A 21,216-nucleotide genomic window follows, 5' to 3' on the forward strand; every position below is an offset into this window, starting at 1 on the left:
AACCATTGAATGACCAACGATCAAGAGGACCAAACTATGCGCACACTTGCTCTTGCAGCCGTCGCTGCTTCCCTCCTTGCTGTTCCTGCCCTCGCCAACGACAAAGCCATCGAAGCCCGTCAGGGGCATTTCAAACTGCTTGGGGCCAATATGGGCGCACTCGCAGCCATGGCCAAAGGCGAAGTCGAGTATGATGCCAAAAAGGCGCAAACCCACGCCGACAATCTGTTCCATCTGTCCAAGACCAACATCGGTTTCCTCTTTGTACCGGGTACGGATTCCTCCGCAATGTCCGGCAAAACCCGCTCCAAGAAGGAAATTTGGGACAATTTCCCAGAATTTGGCGAGAAAGCGGGCGCTCTGGCGGGAGCCGTTGCCATGTTGCAAACCGAAGCTGGCAAGGGCCGCGCCGAGCTTGGCAAGGCTCTGGGTCAAACCGGCGGCACCTGCAAAGCCTGCCACGACAGCTTCCGCGAGAAATAGAATTTTTCATTCAATCCAGAGACCGGGCATCCGTCCCGGTCTTTGTCATTCTCGTCTCCTATCAGCCATATTCTGACATCAGAGAAACAGCATGAGCGACAAGCATTCAAACACGGAAGTCCCGAGCAACGTTGAGCATGTCAAAATCTGGGACCCGGCCCTGCGGCTCTTTCATTGGGCCCTTGTCATCGCGGTGGCAACTGCATGGGGACTGGGGGAATTTGGCCCGGATGTCATGACCCTGCATTTCTATGCCGGATATGCAGTCTGCGGCCTGTTGGCCTTCCGCCTGATTTGGGGATTTGTTGGCCCAAAAACGGCCCGGTTCAGTCATTTCATTTATGGCCCGAACGCGGTCATCAAGTATCTGTCCACCATAGCCCGACGTGAACCGAGCTACTGGCCTGGGCACAATCCGCTCGGCGCATTCGCCGCGTTCGCGCTTCTGGCCATTCTGATCGCCCAGGCAGTCACCGGTCTGGTTTCCGATCCTGATGACTATGTCAATGTCGGCCCGCTTGCCAGCTATGTCGGCTATGATATGTCGGTGCTAGCCAATCGACTGCATCATATTTTATCAAAGGCCGTGATGATCATCGTGGTCCTGCATGTTGCCGCGATCCTCTTTTACAAGATCTGGAAACGCGAAAATCTGGTCACCCCAATGATCACGGGCTGGAAGCTGGTCAAGAAGCGCCTGACGTCCTGACCCCGTCATTTGTCAGAATGACACCATGGCTGCACCATGTATGGGACCGGGCAATCCTTTCAGATCTGCCTGAAGCAACACCGCGCAGCCATCAAATCCATGCTGCTGCAATTCCGCCAGAGGCAACTCGACGGCAATCGAATCCCCATGCCACATACCAATCGGCCGCATCCCGGACACCACATTATGATAGGTTACGGTCCGACCCCGGTTTTCTCCCCGCTTGATCGCCACCGAAACCGACTTTTTGAATGGAACGAGATAAAGCGTGCTATTGCGCACCCGTTTGTCAACGCTGTTTGATCCTGCCACCGAAATCTTGAGGGCATCGCGCGAGGTTTCGGTTTTGATATTAACGGACAAAGCCTTTGCACCACGCGCCAGACCGCGCTCCACTTCCCCACGGCGGGATCCGACCACATGGGTGCGCCCATTGATCACCATTTGGGGGGTATAGATGCGGCGATCCCCGCGCACCCGGGCATAATTCTGCTGACGAACCGTATGGGCTTTGCGGGCATTTTCATCCTTCCAGCCAAGATAGTCCCAGTAATCGACAGCCTGCGTCAGGGCAATCACATTTGGATTGGCCGACAATTCACCCAGCAGCTTGTCCGCTGGCGGACAGGACGAGCAGCCTTGCGAGGTAAATAACTCCACCACGATGGGGCTATCCCCCGTGGCAGCAACGCCCGGCACAGCCGAAGCGAGTCCGACACCCAGAGCAACAGCAGCAGGAACAAGGCGCATCAATGCGCGTCGAGAAAGCATCATCGTGACCACCCGGCTTTGAAGAAGTTCGGCACCATGCCATATTCAGAAAATGAGATCATGCTGAAAGGTAAGGCGAAGTGCCTTTCAAGTGCCAATCACATTCGGTTGAAGCTTTTTCACATGCAATAAACCAAACAAGATTTAATAGTCAATTTCCCTGATCTTCTGATACAACCCGAACGGAGCCGTCAGTTCAGGAATCAAGGCTGGGAGAAGACAATGCCGTTGGATGAAGTCAATTGGATCGCCGTGTTGCTGTCAGCACTGGCCGGGTATGCCATCGGTGCTATCTGGTACATGCTGCTGGCCAAACCATGGATGACGGCGGCAGGCCTGACTCCCGAAACCATTAAGGGTGCGGACGGCAAGCAAAGCCCACTGCCTTTCATCATCGCCGCCTTGGCCAATATCGTCATAGCGACCATGCTGTTTGGCATTCTGGTCCATGTCGGCGACCCGACCCCGCGGCGCGGAATGATGTCGGCAATTTTCATCTGGATCGGATTTGTCGCCACGACCCTCACCGTCAATTATGCCTATCAGAAAAAGCCCTTCCGCCTCACTCTGATAGATGGCGGCCACTGGCTGGTCAATCTCGCTGCTCAGGGCGCGATTCTCGGCTGGTTTGGCTGACAAAAGGGCAACCGGTTCAGATGGTGCTGAGCAGAATGCTCGTTTCGCTGTTCAGCACCCCTTCAATCAGCCGCACCTCACGCAGCACCCGATCAAAATCGGAGAGAGACGCGGCCTGAATTTCCGCCACCAGATCCCACGAGCCATTGGTGGTATGCAGGGTTTGAAGCTCCGGCATGCCGCGCAGACGCTTGATCACCTGCGAAGTGGATTTTCCCACCACCTCGATCATCATCACCGCCCGGATACCATCAAGCTCATAATCCTCACGCACCCTCACCGTAAAGCCGATCACCGCACCGGATTCCTGCAATCGGTCGAGGCGATTCTGCACTGTTCCGCGCGACACTTTGAGAATATCGGCGAGCTTGGACAAGGGCGCCCGCCCGTCATGGCGCAAAAGCGAAATCAACTCCTTGTCCAGTTGATCATAAACATGCTTCGCTGAGTGTGTTGTCATGTCCCTTCGCGCCCCAAATTTATCATTTTGCATAAAAACATCTGACGAAATTATCAAAAGTCTGTCGATTATTGAAGCCTTTTGCCATTTTGTCTGATTAACCGGCCCGCTATTCTCAACAACAAAGCGCAATCGGTTCCTGAAAGACCACATTTCAGTCGCAGCCGATCCCTCCCACATTGTGCCAGAAAGCAGGATGCCTCGATGATCAAACCGCGAAAAGACAGCCTCAATCTCGTCCCCTTTGTCAGCGTCGACAATATGATGAAACTGATTCTCTCGATCGGCGTGGAAAAGATGATCGGCGGCATCGCAGCGCAGATCGAGAGTGATTTCAAACGCTGGGAGAGCTTTGACAAGACCCCGCGTGTCGCCTCACACTCCAAGGAAGGCGTGATCGAGCTGATGCCAACCTCGGATGGCGAGGTCTATGGCTTCAAATATGTCAATGGTCATCCAAAAAACACCAAAGAGGGCCTGCAGACGGTCACTGCCTTTGGCCTGTTGGCCGATGTTGGCAACGGCTATCCGATCCTCTTGACTGAAATGACCATTCTGACCGCCCTGCGCACCGCGGCCATGTCAGCGGTGGCGGCCAAGTATCTGGCACCAAAGAATGCAAAGGTCATGGCAATGATCGGCAATGGTGCCCAGTGCGAGTTTCAGGCGCTGGCCTTCAAGTCCATCTGCGGCATCGACACTGTCCGTCTGTATGACATCGACCCGGTGGCCACCGACAAAGCGGTCTTCAACCTGCGCGATTCCGGCCTCACTGTCATTCGCACCGACAGCCATCAGGAATGTGTCAGTGGTGCCGACATCATCACCACCTGCACCGCTGACAAGCAATGCGCCACCATTCTGACCGACAACATGGTCGGCTCCGGGCAGCATATCAACGCCATTGGCGGCGATTGCCCCGGCAAGACAGAGCTGCACAAGGACATTCTGCTGCGCTCTGACATTTTCGTTGAATATCCGCCACAAACCCGCATTGAGGGCGAAATCCAGCAGTTGGCAGAGGACCACCCGGTCAAGGAATTGTGGCAAGTAATTGCTGGCAAGGAAACGGGCCGCACCTCGGATAACCAGATCACCCTGTTTGATTCGGTCGGCTTCGCAATCGAGGATTTCTCTGCCCTGCGCTATCTCTATGGCGCCATTCAGGGCACCGAATTCTTTGACAATCTGGACATGCTGGCTGACCCGGACGAACCACGCGACCTCTATGGCATGGTCCGTCGAGCCGAAAAGAATGTCACAGCCGCCGAATAGGCCCATCGCCTGACCATTCAGGAGACCTCCCGATGATGTCCGCTCAGGCTCCGGCCGCCATTGTCATGATTCGCCCACACCACTTCCACATCAATGGCCAAACGGCCCTCGACAATGCCTTTCAGGCGTTGGATACGGATTTGCCGATTGATGGGCAAGCGGACATCGCGGCTCTGGCCCATGCAGAAATAACCCAGGCAGCAAAGCATCTGCAGGAAGCGGGCGTCACCGTCCATCTGTTTGAGGATCAGACAAAAGAAACTCCTGATTCGGTCTTTCCCAACAATTGGTTCTCCACCCATGCGGGCGGTCATATCGCGATGTATCCAATGAAAGCAGAGAATCGCCGCCTTGAACGCCGCCCCGATATCATCGAAATGCTCAAGCATCGCTACCGTGTGCAGGATGTGATCGATTATTCAGGCCTTGAACCGGACGGCCTGTTTCTTGAAGGCACTGGAGCCATGGTGCTCGACCATATTGATCGGGTCGCCTATGCCACCAGATCGGACCGAACGGACCCCATTGCCCTTGAGCGTTTCTCGACCCACTTCAATTTCGAACCCATGGCCTTTGCCGCCAGCGACGCCCATGGCACGGCGATCTATCACACCAATGTGCTGATGTGCATCGCCACCGAATTTGCCCTGATTGGGCTCGACATGATCGAGGATGAAAGTCGCAAACGCGAAATGATCAGCCGCCTCAAAGCATCGGGCCGCACAGTGATTGGCCTGACAAATGACCAGATTGGCAATTTTGCCGGCAATGCCATTGAGTTGCAGGGCGCAGAGGGCCGCATTCTCGCTTTATCGACCCGGGCCTATGACGCACTGACCCCGGACCAGATCGAAACCATAGAGCAATCTGCTAGATTGCTGCCGCTATCCATCCCGACAATCGAGATGGCAGGCGGGTCGGTTCGCTGTACCATTGCAGGGATCCATTTGACTCCCAGAGGGTGATTCGCAAAAGATCCTGCCATGCCAAACCCCAAGAGCGCCCCGATTCTCCTTTGCAAACTGGCCGATTTGCAGCCAACCGGCGCCTTTAACGCGATCCTTACCCATCGGGACAAAGATCTGGATCTGATCATTACAATGGATCCAGACGGGACCGTGCACGGCTATCACAATGTCTGCCCCCATATTCAAACGCCGCTTGAAACCTTCCCGCACGAATTTCTAGACCGGAACGATCCAAGCCTCATCGTCTGCTCCACCCATGGAGCGCGCTTTCGCTTGTCCGACGGCAAATGCCTCTCCGGCCCCTGTTTCGGCCAGTCTCTCAGCCCGGTCACGGTGACCAAACGGCAGGGTGAGATCTTCCTGTTGCCCGATTGATCCTCCAGGCAACACTAGCCCAAAGTCGTAAACCCCTGCGCTTTCAGCGCAATCTTTGACAAAAAACCCTCCAACAACCGACCAAAGGGCAATATCGAGCCAGTGGACGGGGTGCATTCCGCTGAGCATAATGGGCGCGAACGTCAGACCATCGCCGTGTTTTTGCGTAGCGGGATGGCAACCCAAATTTGGACCTGTTCTGGGAGGAACTCATGTCGGACAATGTTTATCCGGTGCCGGCGGATGTGGCATCCAATGCCCTTATTGATAATGACACCTATTTGTCGATGTATAATCAGTCGGTGTCAGATCCAGTAGCCTTCTGGGCGGAGCATGGCAAACGCCTCGACTGGATGAAGCCTTACACCAAGGTCAAGAATACCTCTTATGACTACCACAATGTCTCGATCAAGTGGTTCGAAGATGGCGAACTGAATGTCTCGGCCAACTGCATCGACCGCCATCTGGAGAGCCGTGGGGATCAGACCGCTATCATCTGGGAAGGCGACGACCCGGCAGATGACGAGCAAATCACCTACAAGCAGCTGCATGAGCGCGTCTCCAAACTGGCCAATGCCTACAAAGAACTCGGCTTGGCCAAAGGCGACCGCGTGATTCTCTACATGCCGATGATCCCGGAAGCGGCTTATGCGATGCTGGCCTGTGCGCGCATTGGCGCGATTCACTCCATCGTCTTTGGCGGTTTTTCACCGGACGCGCTTGCCGATCGCGTGGAAGGCTCAACCGCCAAGCTGGTTGTCACCGCCGATCAGGGCCTGCGCGGCGGTCGCAAGGTGCCTCTGAAAACCAACGTCGACGCAGCCCTTGAAAAAGTCAAACATGACGTCAAGTGCCTCGTGGTCAAGCGCACCGGCGGCGATGTGCCGATGATTGATGGCCGGGATCACTGGTATGACGATGTGGTCGGTCCAGCCTCTGCTGACTGCCCACCAGAGCCGATGAATGCCGAAGATCCGCTTTTCATCCTCTACACGTCCGGCTCCACCGGGAAACCAAAAGGCGTGGTCCATACCACAGGCGGTTATCTCGTCTATGCCTCAATGACCCATCAATATGTCTTCGACTATCATGATGGCGATATCTATTGGTGTACTGCAGACGTGGGTTGGGTGACCGGTCACTCCTATATTGTCTATGGACCGCTGGCCAATGGTGCCACCACCCTAATGTTCGAAGGGATCCCGACCTATCCAAGCCCGTCCCGCTTCTGGGATGTCTGCGACAAGCACAAGGTCAACATCTTCTATACCGCACCGACCGCCATCCGCTCCCTGATGGGGGCTGGCAACGAGCATGTCGAGAAGGCCGATCTTTCCAGCCTGCGCGTGCTTGGCTCGGTTGGTGAACCGATCAACCCGGAAGCCTGGAAATGGTATTATGAGGTGGTTGGCAAGAATAAATGCCCGATCGTCGATACCTGGTGGCAGACCGAAACCGGTGGCATCATGATCACCCCACTGCCCGGTGCAACGGACCTCAAGCCCGGCTCCGCAACGCGGCCCTTCTTCGGTGTACAACCGGTGATGCTCGACAATGAAGGCAAGGAAATCACCGAGACCGAATGCGAAGGCATTCTCTGCATTGCCGACAGCTGGCCGGGCCAGATGCGCACGGTTTATGGCGATCATGACCGCTTTGTTTCCACCTATTTCGAGACCTTCAAGGGCTACTATTTCGCAGGCGACGGCGCCCGCCGCGATGCCGATGGCTATTACTGGATCACCGGCCGCGTTGATGACGTGATCAACGTTTCCGGCCACCGCATGGGCACCGCCGAGGTAGAAAGCGCCCTCGTCGCCCACGAAAAGGTCTCTGAAGCCGCCGTGGTTGGCTATCCGCATGACATCAAGGGTCAGGGCATCTATGTCTATGTCACCCTGATGGAAGGGGAAGAACCATCCGAAGAGCTGCGCAAGGAACTGCGCGACTGGGTGCGTCACGAAATCGGCCCGATTGCCTCTCCAGACCTCATCCAGTTCGCACCAGGGCTGCCGAAAACCCGTTCTGGCAAGATCATGCGCCGTATTCTGCGCAAGATTGCCGAGGATGATTTTGGCTCGCTGGGCGATACCTCGACGCTGGCAGATCCAACGGTCGTCGAAGATCTGATCGACAACCGCCAGAATCGCTAAGCAATCGCTAAACAACTGATCCAATAATCAAAAAACCCCCGTCGATCATACATCGGCGGGGGTTTAGTTATGCTTGGAAGCCTCTGGTGCCAACCAGAAGCAGAAAGCCGCTAGTCGCGCTTGTCGGCAAAAGCCGCAACCTCTTCAAGGCTCATATCAGCGGCCTGATTGCGGTCCAGCATCGAGCGGACTTGCTCCAGATCCTGCACCATGTTGCTCAGACGGCCAGCCAGCTTATCGCGCAGTTGTACGGCAAGGTCGGGATATTCATCCATCACCCGACGGAACAGAATTCGCCGGATCTGAATCACCTTGACATCTTCAATCGCGGCGGCCATCGCCGAGCGACGAGTTTCGGCCAACAGAGCCATTTCACCGATCAGCGAGCCGGGCCCCAAAATCTGCGACTGCTGGTCGACACCATCCACCGTGATGGTCATCCGCACCTGCCCTTCACTGATAACAAACCCGGAATCAGCAAGATCCCCCTGCCGAAACATCACCTGCTTGGCGCGATACATCCGCGATTCCGCGCCAAAGGCCAACAGGCGCAGCTGATCCTCGGAGAAATCGGCAAAGAAGGGCACATTGCGCAATAGATCGATATCACTGGTCAGGCTCATGGGATCTCATCAGTCCGGCTTTTCTCGGGGTTGGGAAATGTGGCTCGGTGCCAAAATAACAAAGCATGCCCGCGGATTGAAGCCACCGGGCATGCTTTATAAAGGCGCTTGCACGCCATTCTTGTCAAGGCGGGCGACCGGATCACCCACACGAACCGGTCAGATCGCCTTATGGCACCAGCTTGTAGCCACCCGCTTCGGTGACCAGCAGCTCCGCATTGGACGGATTGCGTTCAATTTTCTGGCGCAGACGATAGATATGGGTTTCCAGCGTATGGGTCGTCACGCCGGAATTGTAGCCCCAGACCTCATGCAGCAGCACATCACGGCTGACCGGCTTGTCTCCTGAGCGATACAGATATTTCAGGATCGAGGTTTCCTTCTCAGTGAGGCGCACCTTGCTGCCGGATTCATCCGACAGAAGCTTGGCGGCGGGCTTGAAGGTATAACGGCCCACGCTGAAGGTCGCATCTTCGCTATTTTCGTGCTGACGCAGCTGGGCACGGATCCGAGCCAGCAGAACCGCAAAACGGAACGGCTTGGTGACATAGTCATTGGCCCCGGCTTCCAGTCCCAGAATGGTATCAGAGTCCGTGTCATGGCCGGTCAACATGATGATCGGCGCCTTGAAATCGCCCTTACGCAGCAATTTCACCGCTTCGCGGCCATCCATATCCGGCAGACCAACATCCATCACCAACAAATCGAAATGATCCGACCGCGCGGTTTGGATGCCCTTTGCAGCGGATTCTTCCTGATAGAGGTCGAATTCCTCATACAGGGACAGCTGCTCCACAAGGGCTTCGCGCAGTTCGGTGTCGTCATCAACGAGCAATATCTTTCTTGCAGTCATTTTCGCATCCTCAGAATGGAACCAGGCGCGCCCAACAAACCCCTCTGCCGAACTCTGTTGCCATTCAATCCGATCAATCAAGCCCAATGCATTGATTATTCTCGCTTCAATAAAGAAACAGAAGGCTGCAATTGCAAATCACAGCCAATCACGTCACTGTCAGAACCATTTGATGGCGCTCACAAATCCGTGAGAAAACGGAACTGTAACACAGATTGACCGGATCAATATACCGAACAGAACGAGGAATTTATCCTTTTGCGCGGCTCACTTAACAGGATAAGCATCAGATCGACGGGCTTGACGCCGAACCGCGGGCACGTGCTGGCCGACAGATTCTGTTTTCCCTGTGCCTTGGGAAAAACTGGTCTGACCGTGAACAAACGCGAAGGCGATGGCGCCACATCGATCCTTGTCACCCGACCGCTTTATGGATTCTACCGCGCCGACCGCGAAGCAAAACCCCGCTCTCGGCTGGCCTTCCGGCCCCTTCATCGGGCCATGGGATGGTGCGATGCGCCCGATCATCCAAGCTATAACCAACTGGTTCGCTTACCTTTTTCCACCTCTCATGAAGAGATGTGGCGACAAGACGCACTCTATGACCTGATCGTGGTGCTCGATATCAACATCAGCGTGCGAAAAAAGGGAAGAGGCTCCGCCCTGTTCATGCATGTTGCCCGGCCCGGCTACTTGCCGACGGAAGGCTGCATTGCCTTAAGCAAACCTGATTTCAGGCAATTGCTAACCGGTCTGAGCCCGAACACGTGCATACAGATTGGTCGCTGATCGCATTTCAGAGCGGCTTCTAGTGCTTTTGTGGGCGCTCGCCAAAAATGGCGCTGCCGACGCGCACAAGGGTTGCCCCTTGCTTGATGGCTTCAGGATAATCGGCGCTCATACCCATCGACAAGTCCGCAATGTCATTGCGCTTGGCAATCTTGCGCAGCAATTTGAAATGCGCCTTGGGATCATCATCGGAGGGCGGAATGCACATCAGGCCACGGATCTTCAAGCCCAACTCGACCTGACAAAAGCCGATGAAATCATCGGCTTCTTCAGGGAGAATTCCGGATTTCTGGTCTTCATAGCCGGTATTGATCTGGACAAACAGGTCAATTTCGCGGCTTTGCTTTTCCATCTCAACCCGTATGGCACGGGCGATTTTCTTCCGGTCAATGGTGTGGATGACATCAAACAGGGCGACTGCATCCTTGGCCTTGTTGGATTGCAGCGGGCCGATCAGATGAAGCTCGACATCGTCGAATTCTTCGCGCAAGTCCGGCCATTTGCCCTTGGCTTCCTGCACCTTGTTTTCACCAAAGACTCGTTGGCCAGCTTCCAGTGCCTTTCGGATGACATCGGCGTCGAATGTCTTTGAAACAGCGATGAGTGAAACACTTCCCGGTTTTCGTTCCGATTGTTTTTCGCACTCCGCGATGGCCTCACACACCCGGGCCAACTGGGATGATATACTCATCTTGCTTCTTGAATCCTCAATTTTGACGCCTGTCAGGCCTTCCATCTTCGGGCCTGTATCTCTGGCTTTGTGGCCGATAAAGTACTCGCTTCCATGCAACATCGCAAGATTGAACAGCTCCAAATCGGTTCTGACCTTTAAAGGACTTGACGCAAGGGGTGAATTCTGATGATGGTCAGGCCAGAAAGTGACCATAAATCGAGGCATTTCGGCATATACAATGGCTAATGAACGCTACAACGCACGCGAGGCGGAAACTCGCTGGCAACAGACCTGGGATTTCCAGAAAATTTTCCAAACGAAAAACGACGATCCCCGTCCGAAATATTATGTGCTAGAGATGTTCCCCTACCCGTCTGGCCGGATTCACATGGGTCACGTCCGCAACTACACGATGGGGGATGTGGTCGCCCGGTACAAACGGGCCAAGGGCTTCAACGTGCTCCATCCAATGGGATGGGACGCGTTCGGCATGCCAGCCGAAAACGCCGCCATGCAGAACAAGGTTCATCCCAAGGACTGGACCTATGAAAATATCGCCACCATGCGCGCCCAGCTGCAGCTGATGGGCCTGTCGCTGGATTGGGACCGCGAATTCGCCACCTGCGACGTGGATTATTATCACCGCCAGCAAATGCTGTTCCTCGATTTCGTCGAAAAAGGCCTCGCCTATCGCAAAAATGCCAAGGTCAACTGGGATCCGGTGGATCAGACCGTTCTGGCCAACGAACAGGTGATTGACGGTAAGGGCTGGCGTTCTGGCGCCGAGGTTGAACAGCGCGAGCTGACCCAGTGGTTCTTCAAAATCACCGACTTTGCCGAAGACCTGCTTGATGAGATCGACAATCTCGACCGCTGGCCGGACAAAGTGCGCCTGATGCAGCGCAACTGGATCGGCAAGTCCGAAGGCCTGCAAGTGCGGTTCCAGCTGACCGAAGAAACCCACGGCCACAGCGAAATCGAGATTTTCACCACCCGGCCGGACACCCTGTTCGGGGCCTCCTTCATGGGCCTGTCTGCTGACCATCCGCTGACCAAGGCTTTGGCCGAGGACAATCCTGCCCTTCAGGCTTTTGTTGCTGAATGCCATAAGCAGGGCACCTCGGCGGCTGAGCTGGAAACGGCAGAGAAAATTGGTTTCGATACCGGACTGACCGTTACGCATCCTTTGGATGAGAACATCAAGCTGCCGGTTTATGTCGCAAACTTCATCCTGATGGATTACGGCACCGGCGCCATCTTTGCTTGCCCGGCCCATGACCAGCGCGACCTTGATTTCGCCCGCAAATATGACCTCAAGGTCCTGCCAGTGGTGCTGCCAAAAGATGCAGACGCTGCCAGCTTTGACGTGGGCAACGAGGCCTATACCGGCGAAGGCACGATCTTCAATTCCGAGTTCCTCGATGGCCTGTCCATCGCGGATGCCAAGGATGCGGTTGCCAGCAAGCTCGAAGCCGTGAGCATCGGCGACAAACCACAGGCCGAACGCAAGGTGCAATATCGCCTGCGCGACTGGGGCATTTCCCGTCAGCGTTATTGGGGCTGCCCAATCCCGATGGTCCATTGCGACGATTGCGGTGTGGTGCCGGAGAAGAAAGAAAATCTGCCGATCCAGCTGCCAGAAGACATCAATTTTGACAAACCGGGCAATCCGCTGGATCGTCATCCAACCTGGCGTCAATGCACCTGTCCGAACTGTGGCAAGTCAGCCCGTCGCGAAACCGACACCATGGACACCTTCGTGGACAGCTCGTGGTATTTCGCCCGCTTTACCGCGCCATGGGAAAGCAACCCAACCGATACCAACGCAGTGGATGAGTGGCTGCCGGTCGATCAATATATCGGCGGCATCGAGCATGCGATCCTGCATCTGCTCTATTCCCGCTTCTTCTCCCGCGCGATGCGCGAGACCGGCCACATGACCGTGAAAGAGCCATTCAAGGGCCTCTTCACACAGGGCATGGTGGTGCATGAGACCTATAAAGGTGAAGATGGCCGGTGGGTGTCTCCCGCTGAAATCACCATCTCGGAAGCTGACGGCAAACGCAGCGCCAAACACAATGAGACCGGGGAAAGCATCGCCATCGGCTCGATCGAGAAAATGTCGAAGTCGAAGAAAAACACCGTCGACCCAACTGACATCATCGAGAGTTTCGGCGCCGATACAGCCCGCTGGTTCATGCTGTCCGACAGCCCTCCGGAGCGCGATGTAATCTGGACCGAAGCCGGCGCAGAAGGCGCTCACCGCTTCGTACAGCGCATTTGGCGACTGGTGGCTGATGCCACTGACTTCCTTGGCGATACCAAGCATGAAGCACCGTCAAGCCTGTCTGACGAGGCGCTTGCCCTGCGCCGCATCACGCACAAGACCTTGGCGTCTGTGGAAGCGGCCATTGAACAGCTCGGCTTCAACCGCTCGGTTGCCCAGATCTACCAGTTGGTCAATCACATCGCCTCGGTGATCAAAAAGGACAAGCTGGACAAAGACGCAAGCCTTGCTGCAACGCTCGATGAGAGCCTTGAGATGCTTCTGCTGATGGCCGCTCCGATGATGCCGCATCTGGCGGAAGAATGCTGGACTGCCCTTGGCAAAGATGGCCTGGTTGCCAACCAGAATTGGCCAAAAACCGACCCAAGCATGCTGGTGGAAGATGAAGTCACCCTGCCAATTCAGATCAATGGCAAGAAACGTGGCGAATTGACCATTGCCGCCGACGCGGATCAGGCTACAATCGAAGCCGCAGTGCTGGCGTCCGAACCTGTGGTTCGTGCGCTGGAGGGCAAAGCCCCGCGCAAGATCATTGTAGTGCCGAAAAGGATCGTCAATGTCGTCGTCTAAATCCCGTCTCAAATCCGGCACCATGACCGTGGCCCTTCTGGTGGGCCTTGGTCTTGCCTTGTCTGCCTGTCAGGTGCGTCCGCTCTATTCGACCGACACCACCACCGGACAGACACTGGCGGCTGAACTCTCGACCATTGAGATCGCACCGGCCAAAGACCGGGTGGAGCAGGAAATCCGCAATCACCTGATTTTCGCCTTCACTGGCGGCGGATCACCCTCCACTCCTGCCTATCGGTTGGTGATGGACGTGCAGAATATCACCAACGAGCTTGATATTGAGAGCGGTACCGGGCTGGCAAAAACCACGCGCGTGCGCCTCACTGCCACTTATAAGCTGATCCGCTTGGCAGACAATGCAATCGCCACCACAGGCTCAAGCTTCTTTACCGCCTCCTTTGCCCGCAGTTCCCAGCGATTTGCCAATGATCGCGCCGAACTGGACGCCCAGAACCGGGCCGCAGAGCAGGTCGCCAACGACATCCAGCTGCGCCTGTCCGCCTATCTTGCTGCAGGCACCTGATCAGAAAAGCAGGCTGCCGCTTTATCCAAGCGGCAGTTTTCCCTCTCCAGCGGCTTCCCAGCCACCGAACAACGGGATTGGACATGGCGCAGATCAAGGCCAATATGGTCGACTCTTTCATCACCAGACCCAATCCTCAGTACAAAGTCATCCTGATCTATGGTCAGGATACCGGCCTGATCACCGAACGGGCCGACCGGCTGGCGCAATATTTCCTCAAAGACAACAGCGATCCCTTTGCCTCTGTACGGCTTGATTCAAGCGAAATTGCCGCCGATCCCTTGCGCCTTGCCGATGAAGCCAACACCATTTCGATGTTTGGCGGCTGCCGTATCATTATCCTGCAAGTCAGCGGCAACAAGCCCATTCAGAAAGCGCTCGACCCGGTCCTCTCCACGCCGCCAAAAGACGCCTATATCATCATCAAGGCAGGCGATCTGAAAAAGTCGAGCCCCATTCGCAAGAGCATCGAGAAAGCCACCAGCGCTGTCGCCCTGCCTTGCTATGTGGATGCCCGCGAAGCGCTCAATGGCATCATTGACGAAGAGATCAATCTCGCCAACCTCACCATCAGCGACTCTGCCCGGGCCATGTTGCTGGACAATCTCGGTGCAGACCGCATGGCGTCGCGCGCAGAAATCCAAAAGCTTTGTCTCTATGCATTGGGCGAAACGCAAATCACTGACCAGCATATCACCGACATTGTCGGCGACGCGTCCACCCACCAGATCGATATGGTAATCGATAGCGCAGCGCTCGGTCAGATCGGTGAGCTGGATCGCCAGATGGAGCAAAGCCTTGGCTCGGGCCAACATCCATCGGTTATCGGGTCCGCTGCGCTTCGTCATTTTCAGATGCTGGAAAAGTGCCTCTCTTTGATGGACAAGGGAACCGCACCGCAATCAGCCCTCGATCGTGCCGCCCCAATGCTGCATTTCAAGCGCAAGGGCAAAATACAGGCCCAAACGCGTATCTGGTCCAGTGCCAAAGCATCCCGGGCCTGTGAGCTTTTGGCCGAGAGCCTTGCCAACAGCCGCAAACATTATCATCTCTCTGCGACCATCATCTCGGAGACCTTACTGATGATCGCCGCGACGGCCCAGCGCAGCCGCAAGTGATTGCTTAAGGCACCCCTTTCCCGCCTTCTTTGAGCGAGAAAAACCGTTTCACGTGAATCAGTCTTTGAACAAAGACTCGCTTTCAGAATCAATAGCTTGATTAGAGATGGTATTTCCGGAGATGATCCCTCTATCGGGCTTTCATTTAATAGGCTCGGTAACGCCCTATCTCGCCGGAAAAAATCATGACAAACCACGCCACTGCCACACCAGCTCACGGGCATTCCGCTCGCTTTGCCTTCATCACGGTCTTTCTGGATGCGATGGGTATTGGCATCATTTTGCCCGTCATGCCGGATCTCATACAGGAACTTTCCTCCGCCAGTATCAGCCAGGCAGCCATCTATGGCGGGTATCTCAGCTTCGTTTATGCCTTGATGCAATTTCTGACCGGACCGACATTGGGCAATTTTTCTGACCGCTTTGGCAGGCGCCCCATTTTGCTCATTTCCCTGGCCGCCCTGGGCATTGATTATGTGATCATGGGCTTTGCACCGTCCCTATGGCTTCTGGCCGTGGGGCGACTGATTGCCGGCATCGCCGGAGCAACCCATGCCACGGCCTTTGCCGTAACAGCGGATATTTCGGACAATAGCAACCGAACCCGCAATTTCGGAATGGTCAGTGCAGGCTTTGGATTCGGTTTCATCGCCGGACCAATCATCGGTGGACTGGTGGCAGAATTTGGCACCCGCGCGCCCTTCTTTGCAGCCGCTTTTCTGGTCTTCTTGAACTTCCTTTATGGCGCCATCATCTTTCCCGAAACACTTTCTGAAGAGAATCGGCGTGCCTTTAGCTGGAGACGAGCAAATCCTCTCGGTGCGCTACAACAAGCCAGTCTGGTGCCGGGTCTGATCTTTTTCCTGGCCGCCTTTTTCCTGTTCCATCTGGCAACCCATATCTATCCTGCCATCTGGCCCTACTATACCCGCGAGGCGTTTCAATGGACGAGCCGCGAAATTGGCATTTCTCTGGGCATTTTTGGTTTGTTTTATGCCTTGGTACAGGCCTTCCTGATTCGTTGGCTGCTCTCATTCATCAGTGAATCCCGCGTTGCCCTCCTCGGCATCCTGCTCGAAACCGTAGCCTTGTTTGGTTATCTGTTTATCTTTCAGGGCTGGATCCTCTATCTCTTCCTGCCCTTCAGTGCACTGGGCGGCATCACCGGCCCAGCAATGCAGGGACTGATGACCAAGCGCGTTTCCGACAACGCCCAAGGTGAACTGCAAGGCGCGATTGCGTCCATCAGCGCGATCACCACCATAATCAGCCCCCTGATTATGACCTGGCTGTTTGCCTTTTTCACCGTCCAAGGCACCCCATATTATCATCCAGCAGGCGCCTTTGGCGTCGCCGCCCTCCTGACGCTCCTTGTTTTGTGGCCTTTGCGGCGCGCCATTTCGATCACGACTCAAGCCACCTGAAGCCAAATAGCCAACAAAAAAGGGGAGCCGAAGCTCCCCTTTTTCATGACCTTGGAAGGCCCTTATTGCTTTTCGAGAATCTCAATGATCGCATCCAGCTGCTCGAGAGACTTATACTGGATCTTCAACTCGCCACCCTTTTTCTTCGGCGCGATGAAAACATTCCAGCCCAGACGATCCGTCAGACGCTTTTCAAGCGCCACCGTGTCGGCGTCTTTCTCTTTCTTCGGCTTTGGTTCTTTCTTGTCTTTGGCCTTTTCCTGACCGGCTTTTTCCGCGTCGCGCACGGTCATCCCGTCTTCAACAATGCGACGAGCCAGCTCTTCCGGATTTTCCGCCGTGATCAGTGCACGGGCGTGGCCAGCGGTCAGCTCGCCCTTTTTCAGATATTCCTTGATGCTTTCGGGCAGTTTCAGCAGACGCAAAGTGTTGGCAACATGGGAACGGCTCTTGCCAATCACATCCGCCAGTTCGGCTTGCGTATAATCGAACTGCTCGATCAGTTGATCATAGCCAAGCGCTTCTTCCAGCGAGTTCAGGTCGGCGCGCTGAACATTCTCGATGATCGCCAGCTCAAGCGCTTCCTTGTCATTGACCTCATGGATCAAGACAGGCACCTCATGCAGTCCAGCACCTTGGGCCGCGCGCCAGCGACGTTCGCCAGCGATGATCTCAAACGAGTCCTGTCGACCGTCAACCGGGCGACACAGGATGGGCTGCATGATGCCCTTTTCCTTGACGGACTTCGTCAGATCTTCCAGATCGGTTTCAATGAAATCCTTGCGGGGATTGCGTGGATTGGGTCGCAGAAATTCGATTGGGATACGACGTTGCGAACGAGCCCGTTCCAACGCCTGCCCTTCATTGTCCATATCCCCGATCAGAGCAGCAAGACCGCGCCCCAACCGTTTTCCCTCTGTAGGTTTTTTTGCCATATTCCGCATTCCCGCCGGGCATCAACTGACTTCTGACGCGTCCGGACCCCTTCTTCCACCAAAATGGGCGACCAGCCTCAGGCCGCCTTGTTGCGCAGTTTCTTCTCGCGCTGAATAATCTCCGATGCCAGCTTGAGATAAGCCTGACTGCCGGAGCATTTCAGATCATAAAGCAATGCCGGTTTGCCATAGGACGGCGCCTCCGACACCCGGACGTTCCGCGGGATGATGGTGTCATACACCTTGTCACCCATATGCTCGCGCACATCCTCAACCACCTGATTCGACAGATTGTTGCGGCTATCATACATCGTCATGACAATGCCATGAATAGACAGTTCAGGATTGAGCGTTCCCTTCACCTGATTGACTGTCTGGATCAACTGGGTCAAACCTTCGAGCGCGAAAAACTCGCATTGCAGCGGCACCAAAATGGAATGGGCCGCGGCCATCGCATTGATGGTCAACAGGTTCAACGAAGGTGGGCAATCGATCAGAACATAGGTGAAGCGCTTGTCTTCCGGGATCTGATCCCCCAACTCTCCATGCTTTTGCAATACTTTACGCAGGCGAAAGGCGCGGTCGCTGGAACCGGAAATTTCCTGTTCCAGACCGAGCAGATCCATCGTTGAAGCAGCCACTGACAAACGCGGCACCGCGGTCGGAATGGCAGCTTCCAGCAAAGTGGCCTCATTCAACAGCAACTCGGCGGTCGAAACGCTACGCGCCTGACGATCGATGCCGAGACCGGTGCTGGCGTTTCCCTGCGGATCAACGTCAACGATGAGAACCGTCTCACCAATCGCCGCCAGAGCGGTTCCAAGATTGATGGCTGTTGTGGTTTTCCCAACACCGCCCTTCTGATTGGCAAGGGTCAGAACGCGAGGAGATTCCGGCAGTGAACTCATAAAGTGGCCTCACTTTGCATCTGCGTCACTATGCGTTTTGGATGACAGATTTTGCAGAATAACGATCCGCGCATCCGGATCCGTTCTGCTCGTTTTTTGTATCAGATCTACGTCCCAGCTGACACTGACCTCTTCCAATTCCCGATCGAAGTCTCGTCCTTTGTGGAAAACGCCAACACACCCTTCCGACAAGTACGGACGAACAAAGTCGCACAAATTGGCGAATGACGTCAGCGCTCGGGCGCTGAAGGCATCAATCGGCTGATCCCAACCATCCAGAACGCTTTCGATTCGATCATTGTGAACCGTAACATTGAGCGACAATTCCCGTGCCACGGTCCGCAGAAAGGCAGCCTTGCGCCCATTGCTCTCGATCATATGAACGGAATAATCTTCCCCCAGATCGTCAAGCAAAATGGCTGTTACCAGCCCCGGAAATCCGGCTCCAGACCCCATATCCACCCAGTGGCGCGCCTGGGGATAATTTGCGAATATCTGTGCACTATCGGCAACATGTCGAACCCAGATCTCACCAAGTGTTTTTGATGCAACAAGATTTTGCGCTGGCTGCCACTTTCGCACAAGGGAAACATATATCCCCAGCCTGTGGAAGGATTCACGTGAAACCGTCAGCATGTCAGAAATCAACGCCTGACCTTGCTGTTCGTCTCTCATGCTCATATCCGTCATTTATGCTCTCTCACGATACACGCTTACTATGGGCCAGCACCAAAGTCAGAGCCGCCGGTGTCATACCATCAATGCGGGACGCCTGCCCTAGAGTCTGTGGTCGGATATGAGCAAGCTTCTGTTTCAACTCGTTCGACAATCCATTGATCTCGGCAAAGTTCAAGGCAGCCGGAATTTCCAATGCCTCATCCTTTTTGAAGGTCTCGATATCACTGGTCTGACGTTTCATATAGACCTGATAGAGCGCCTCGATTTCCAACTGCTTTTGCGCCGCAGCTGAAAAAGACCCGAATTCCGGCCAAATCTGTTTCAAGCGCGCCAGATCAAGATCCGGATAAGCGAGCAATTCATAGACACTGCGCCGCTGCCCATCCTTGTTGATTCGCAAATCATACTGCTCGGCTTCGTTTGGCGTCAGGTTCTTTTCCATTGCCAGAGCGGTGATCGCCGCCATCTCGGCCTTCTTGTCGGCAAAGACAGCACGCCGCTCTTCTGAAATCAAACCCCACTCATCAGCCTTTTCCGTCAGCCGCTGGTCCGCATTGTCCGCCCGCAGCGACAGGCGATATTCGGCCCGCGAAGTGAACATCCGATAAGGCTCGGCCACACCCTTGGTGATCAGATCATCAATCATCACGCCGATATAGGCATCCGAACGAGAGAGTGTCACACCCTCGTACCCACCACACTGACGTGCCGCATTCAATCCGGCCATCAAACCTTGCGCCCCGGCCTCTTCATAGCCCGTGGTGCCATTGATCTGACCGGCCAAATACAAGCCGCCAATCCGTTTGGTCTCCAGCGTCGATTTCAACTCGGTCGGGTCGATATAATCATATTCGATCGCGTAGCCATATTGCTCGATTTCCACCTGCTCCAAACCCGGAATGGATCGAATATAGGCGTCCTGAACATCTTCTGGCAGTGAGGTGGAAATGCCGTTCGGATAGACCGTATCCACATCAAGCCCTTCTGGCTCCAGGAAAATCTGATGGCCATCGCGATCGCCAAAGCGCGAAATCTTATCCTCGATCGACGGACAGTAGCGCGGTCCCGTCCCCTCGATCTTGCCCGAATACATCGCCGATTTATGGATATTGTCACGAATGATCTTGTGGGTCTTCTCCACCGTCCGCGTCACATAACAGGCAATCTGTGGTGTGGTGATTTCTTTGGTGAGATAGGAAAACGCAATTGGCTCATCATCCCCCGGCTGCACACCGAGCGACGCATAGTCAATCGTCCGCCCATTCAGACGCGCCGGTGTTCCGGTTTTCAGGCGACCCAACCGAAAATTCTCCGACATCAACCGCAAGGACAAATCATTGGCCGCCGGGTCCCCCATCCGCCCAGCCGAGAAACTGCGCTCACCAATATGAATAAGGCCACGCAAGAATGTGCCAGTCGTCAACACCACAGCGCCACAAGTCAATTCGCGACCATCAGACAGATAAACACCAGCAACCGACCCATCAACAATCGATAAATCAGACACTTCCTGCTCAACAATCGTCAAATTGGGAATAGCAAACAGCAAGTCCTGAACAGCCGCGCGATAGAGCTTACGATCTGCCTGAGCCCGAGGCCCCTGAACCGCTGGCCCTTTTCGGCGATTGAGCAACCGAAACTGAATACCACCCCGATCAGCCGCCTGCCCCATCAATCCACCCAGCGCATCAATTTCGCGCACCAGATGTCCTTTACCAAGACCACCAATGGCAGGATTGCAAGACATGACACCAACCGTGTCGCGACTATGGGTCACCAGAGCAACGGCAGCACCGGTACGCGCTGCGGCCGCAGCTGCTTCGGTTCCGGCATGGCCACCACCAACGACCACCACATCAAAATGGGTCATCATTCTTTTCACATTTCCCTAGATCAAAATCGGTCAGCCAAAGTTCATCCTGCTCGGCAACCGATAGAGCGTGCATTCCATGAGGGTTAGGAATTTCTTTAACACTCCACCCTATATAGTTGAGCGCACCGGAAA

The 21,216-nt window shown here is 55.0% G+C and carries 21 protein-coding genes; 12 read left to right on the forward strand and 9 right to left on the reverse strand.

From position 1 onward, the window contains the following. Window positions 1–36 precede the first annotated feature (36 nt). The gene (locus FDK21_RS08630; RefSeq protein ID WP_157967551.1) at window positions 37–483 is read left to right on the forward strand and encodes a cytochrome c; all 447 of its coding nucleotides are present in this window, start codon (window positions 37–39) and stop codon (window positions 481–483) included. Between the two features lie 91 nt (window positions 484–574). After that, window positions 575–1,192 carry a cytochrome b/b6 domain-containing protein gene (locus FDK21_RS08635; RefSeq protein WP_138148203.1) on the forward strand — a complete coding sequence of 206 codons (618 nt, stop codon included), beginning with the start codon at window positions 575–577 and terminating at the stop codon, window positions 1,190–1,192. 12 nt (window positions 1,193–1,204) lie between these two features. On the opposite strand, the gene FDK21_RS08640 is transcribed toward FDK21_RS08635, so the two are convergent. After that, the gene (locus FDK21_RS08640; RefSeq protein ID WP_246657531.1) at window positions 1,205–1,966 is read right to left on the reverse strand and encodes a DUF1223 domain-containing protein; all 762 of its coding nucleotides are present in this window, start codon (window positions 1,964–1,966) and stop codon (window positions 1,205–1,207) included. Window positions 1,967–2,185: 219 nt separating this feature from the next. Between FDK21_RS08640 and FDK21_RS08645 the strand changes: the two genes are divergently transcribed. After that, window positions 2,186–2,599, forward strand: a complete 414-nt coding sequence (locus tag FDK21_RS08645) for a DUF1761 domain-containing protein (RefSeq protein ID WP_114008226.1) — start codon at window positions 2,186–2,188, stop codon at window positions 2,597–2,599. 16 nt (window positions 2,600–2,615) lie between these two features. Here the strand turns inward: FDK21_RS08645 and FDK21_RS08650 are convergent, their stop codons facing one another. Next, the gene (locus tag FDK21_RS08650; RefSeq protein ID WP_114008225.1) at window positions 2,616–3,059 is read right to left on the reverse strand and encodes an Lrp/AsnC family transcriptional regulator; all 444 of its coding nucleotides are present in this window, start codon (window positions 3,057–3,059) and stop codon (window positions 2,616–2,618) included. A gap of 204 nt (window positions 3,060–3,263) precedes the next feature. On the opposite strand from FDK21_RS08650, the gene FDK21_RS08655 reads away from it, so the two are divergent. From FDK21_RS08655 to acs, 4 genes are all read left to right on the forward strand, one after another. Continuing rightward, entirely contained in the window at window positions 3,264–4,334 is a 1,071-nt protein-coding gene (locus FDK21_RS08655) for an ornithine cyclodeaminase (protein WP_114008224.1), read from the forward strand. Window positions 4,335–4,366: 32 nt separating this feature from the next. Next, the gene (locus tag FDK21_RS08660; protein ID WP_246657532.1) at window positions 4,367–5,299 is read left to right on the forward strand and encodes an arginine deiminase-related protein; all 933 of its coding nucleotides are present in this window, start codon (window positions 4,367–4,369) and stop codon (window positions 5,297–5,299) included. 18 nt (window positions 5,300–5,317) lie between these two features. Next, window positions 5,318–5,677, forward strand: a complete 360-nt coding sequence (locus tag FDK21_RS08665; RefSeq protein WP_138148204.1) for a Rieske 2Fe-2S domain-containing protein — start codon at window positions 5,318–5,320, stop codon at window positions 5,675–5,677. Between the two features lie 212 nt (window positions 5,678–5,889). After that, complete coding sequence (gene acs, locus FDK21_RS08670; RefSeq protein WP_138148205.1) at window positions 5,890–7,830, forward strand: acetate--CoA ligase; 1,941 nt, start codon at window positions 5,890–5,892, stop codon at window positions 7,828–7,830. Between the two features lie 110 nt (window positions 7,831–7,940). Here acs and FDK21_RS08675 read toward each other — a convergent pair whose 3' ends face one another. Together FDK21_RS08675 and FDK21_RS08680 are read right to left on the reverse strand one after the other, a co-directional pair. Beyond that, complete coding sequence (locus FDK21_RS08675) at window positions 7,941–8,453, reverse strand: cyclic nucleotide-binding domain-containing protein (protein WP_114008222.1); 513 nt, start codon at window positions 8,451–8,453, stop codon at window positions 7,941–7,943. A 169-nt stretch (window positions 8,454–8,622) separates the two neighbouring features. Continuing rightward, window positions 8,623–9,306: a response regulator transcription factor gene (locus FDK21_RS08680; RefSeq protein ID WP_114008619.1), complete on the reverse strand. Its 684-nt coding sequence runs from the start codon at window positions 9,304–9,306 to the stop codon at window positions 8,623–8,625. A 321-nt stretch (window positions 9,307–9,627) separates the two neighbouring features. On the opposite strand from FDK21_RS08680, the gene FDK21_RS08685 reads away from it, so the two are divergent. Beyond that, complete coding sequence (locus FDK21_RS08685) at window positions 9,628–10,095, forward strand: L,D-transpeptidase family protein (protein ID WP_348639245.1); 468 nt, start codon at window positions 9,628–9,630, stop codon at window positions 10,093–10,095. Window positions 10,096–10,114: 19 nt separating this feature from the next. Here FDK21_RS08685 and FDK21_RS08690 read toward each other — a convergent pair whose 3' ends face one another. Beyond that, on the reverse strand, window positions 10,115–10,786 hold the full coding sequence (locus FDK21_RS08690) for a YggS family pyridoxal phosphate-dependent enzyme (protein WP_138148207.1): 672 nt from the start codon (window positions 10,784–10,786) through the stop codon (window positions 10,115–10,117). A 220-nt stretch (window positions 10,787–11,006) separates the two neighbouring features. Here FDK21_RS08690 and leuS point away from each other — a divergent pair, with 220 nt between their 5' ends. The 4 genes from leuS to FDK21_RS08710 all read left to right on the forward strand — a co-directional run bounded on the left by leuS (window position 11,007) and on the right by FDK21_RS08710 (window position 16,690). After that, a complete protein-coding gene (gene leuS, locus FDK21_RS08695) occupies window positions 11,007–13,625 on the forward strand; it encodes a leucine--tRNA ligase (protein WP_138148208.1) in 2,619 nt (872 codons plus the stop codon). Beyond that, window positions 13,612–14,148 carry an LPS assembly lipoprotein LptE gene (lptE, locus tag FDK21_RS08700; RefSeq protein ID WP_138148209.1) on the forward strand — a complete coding sequence of 179 codons (537 nt, stop codon included), beginning with the start codon at window positions 13,612–13,614 and terminating at the stop codon, window positions 14,146–14,148. The genes leuS and lptE overlap by 14 nt, the downstream gene beginning before the upstream one ends. An 83-nt stretch (window positions 14,149–14,231) precedes the next feature. Further along, the gene (holA, locus tag FDK21_RS08705; protein ID WP_138148210.1) at window positions 14,232–15,266 is read left to right on the forward strand and encodes a DNA polymerase III subunit delta; all 1,035 of its coding nucleotides are present in this window, start codon (window positions 14,232–14,234) and stop codon (window positions 15,264–15,266) included. A 185-nt stretch (window positions 15,267–15,451) separates the two neighbouring features. Further along, window positions 15,452–16,690, forward strand: a complete 1,239-nt coding sequence (locus tag FDK21_RS08710; RefSeq protein ID WP_138148211.1) for a TCR/Tet family MFS transporter — start codon at window positions 15,452–15,454, stop codon at window positions 16,688–16,690. 62 nt (window positions 16,691–16,752) lie between these two features. On the opposite strand, the gene FDK21_RS08715 is transcribed toward FDK21_RS08710, so the two are convergent. The 4 genes from FDK21_RS08715 to mnmG all read right to left on the reverse strand — a co-directional run bounded on the left by FDK21_RS08715 (window position 16,753) and on the right by mnmG (window position 21,084). Next, window positions 16,753–17,625, reverse strand: coding sequence for a ParB/RepB/Spo0J family partition protein (locus tag FDK21_RS08715; RefSeq protein ID WP_114008617.1), 873 nt, complete (start codon window positions 17,623–17,625; stop codon window positions 16,753–16,755). 77 nt (window positions 17,626–17,702) lie between these two features. Further along, a complete protein-coding gene (locus FDK21_RS08720) occupies window positions 17,703–18,533 on the reverse strand; it encodes a ParA family protein (RefSeq protein WP_114008216.1) in 831 nt (276 codons plus the stop codon). A 9-nt stretch (window positions 18,534–18,542) separates the two neighbouring features. After that, complete coding sequence (rsmG, locus tag FDK21_RS08725) at window positions 18,543–19,223, reverse strand: 16S rRNA (guanine(527)-N(7))-methyltransferase RsmG (protein WP_348639243.1); 681 nt, start codon at window positions 19,221–19,223, stop codon at window positions 18,543–18,545. A gap of 10 nt (window positions 19,224–19,233) precedes the next feature. After that, window positions 19,234–21,084, reverse strand: a complete 1,851-nt coding sequence (gene mnmG, locus FDK21_RS08730; protein WP_138148212.1) for a tRNA uridine-5-carboxymethylaminomethyl(34) synthesis enzyme MnmG — start codon at window positions 21,082–21,084, stop codon at window positions 19,234–19,236. Window positions 21,085–21,216: the final 132 nt, after the last annotated feature.

The sequence above is a fragment of the Cohaesibacter sp. CAU 1516 genome (assembly GCF_005771485.1).
In the GTDB taxonomy this organism is placed as follows: Bacteria; Pseudomonadota; Alphaproteobacteria; order Rhizobiales; family Cohaesibacteraceae; genus Cohaesibacter; species Cohaesibacter intestini.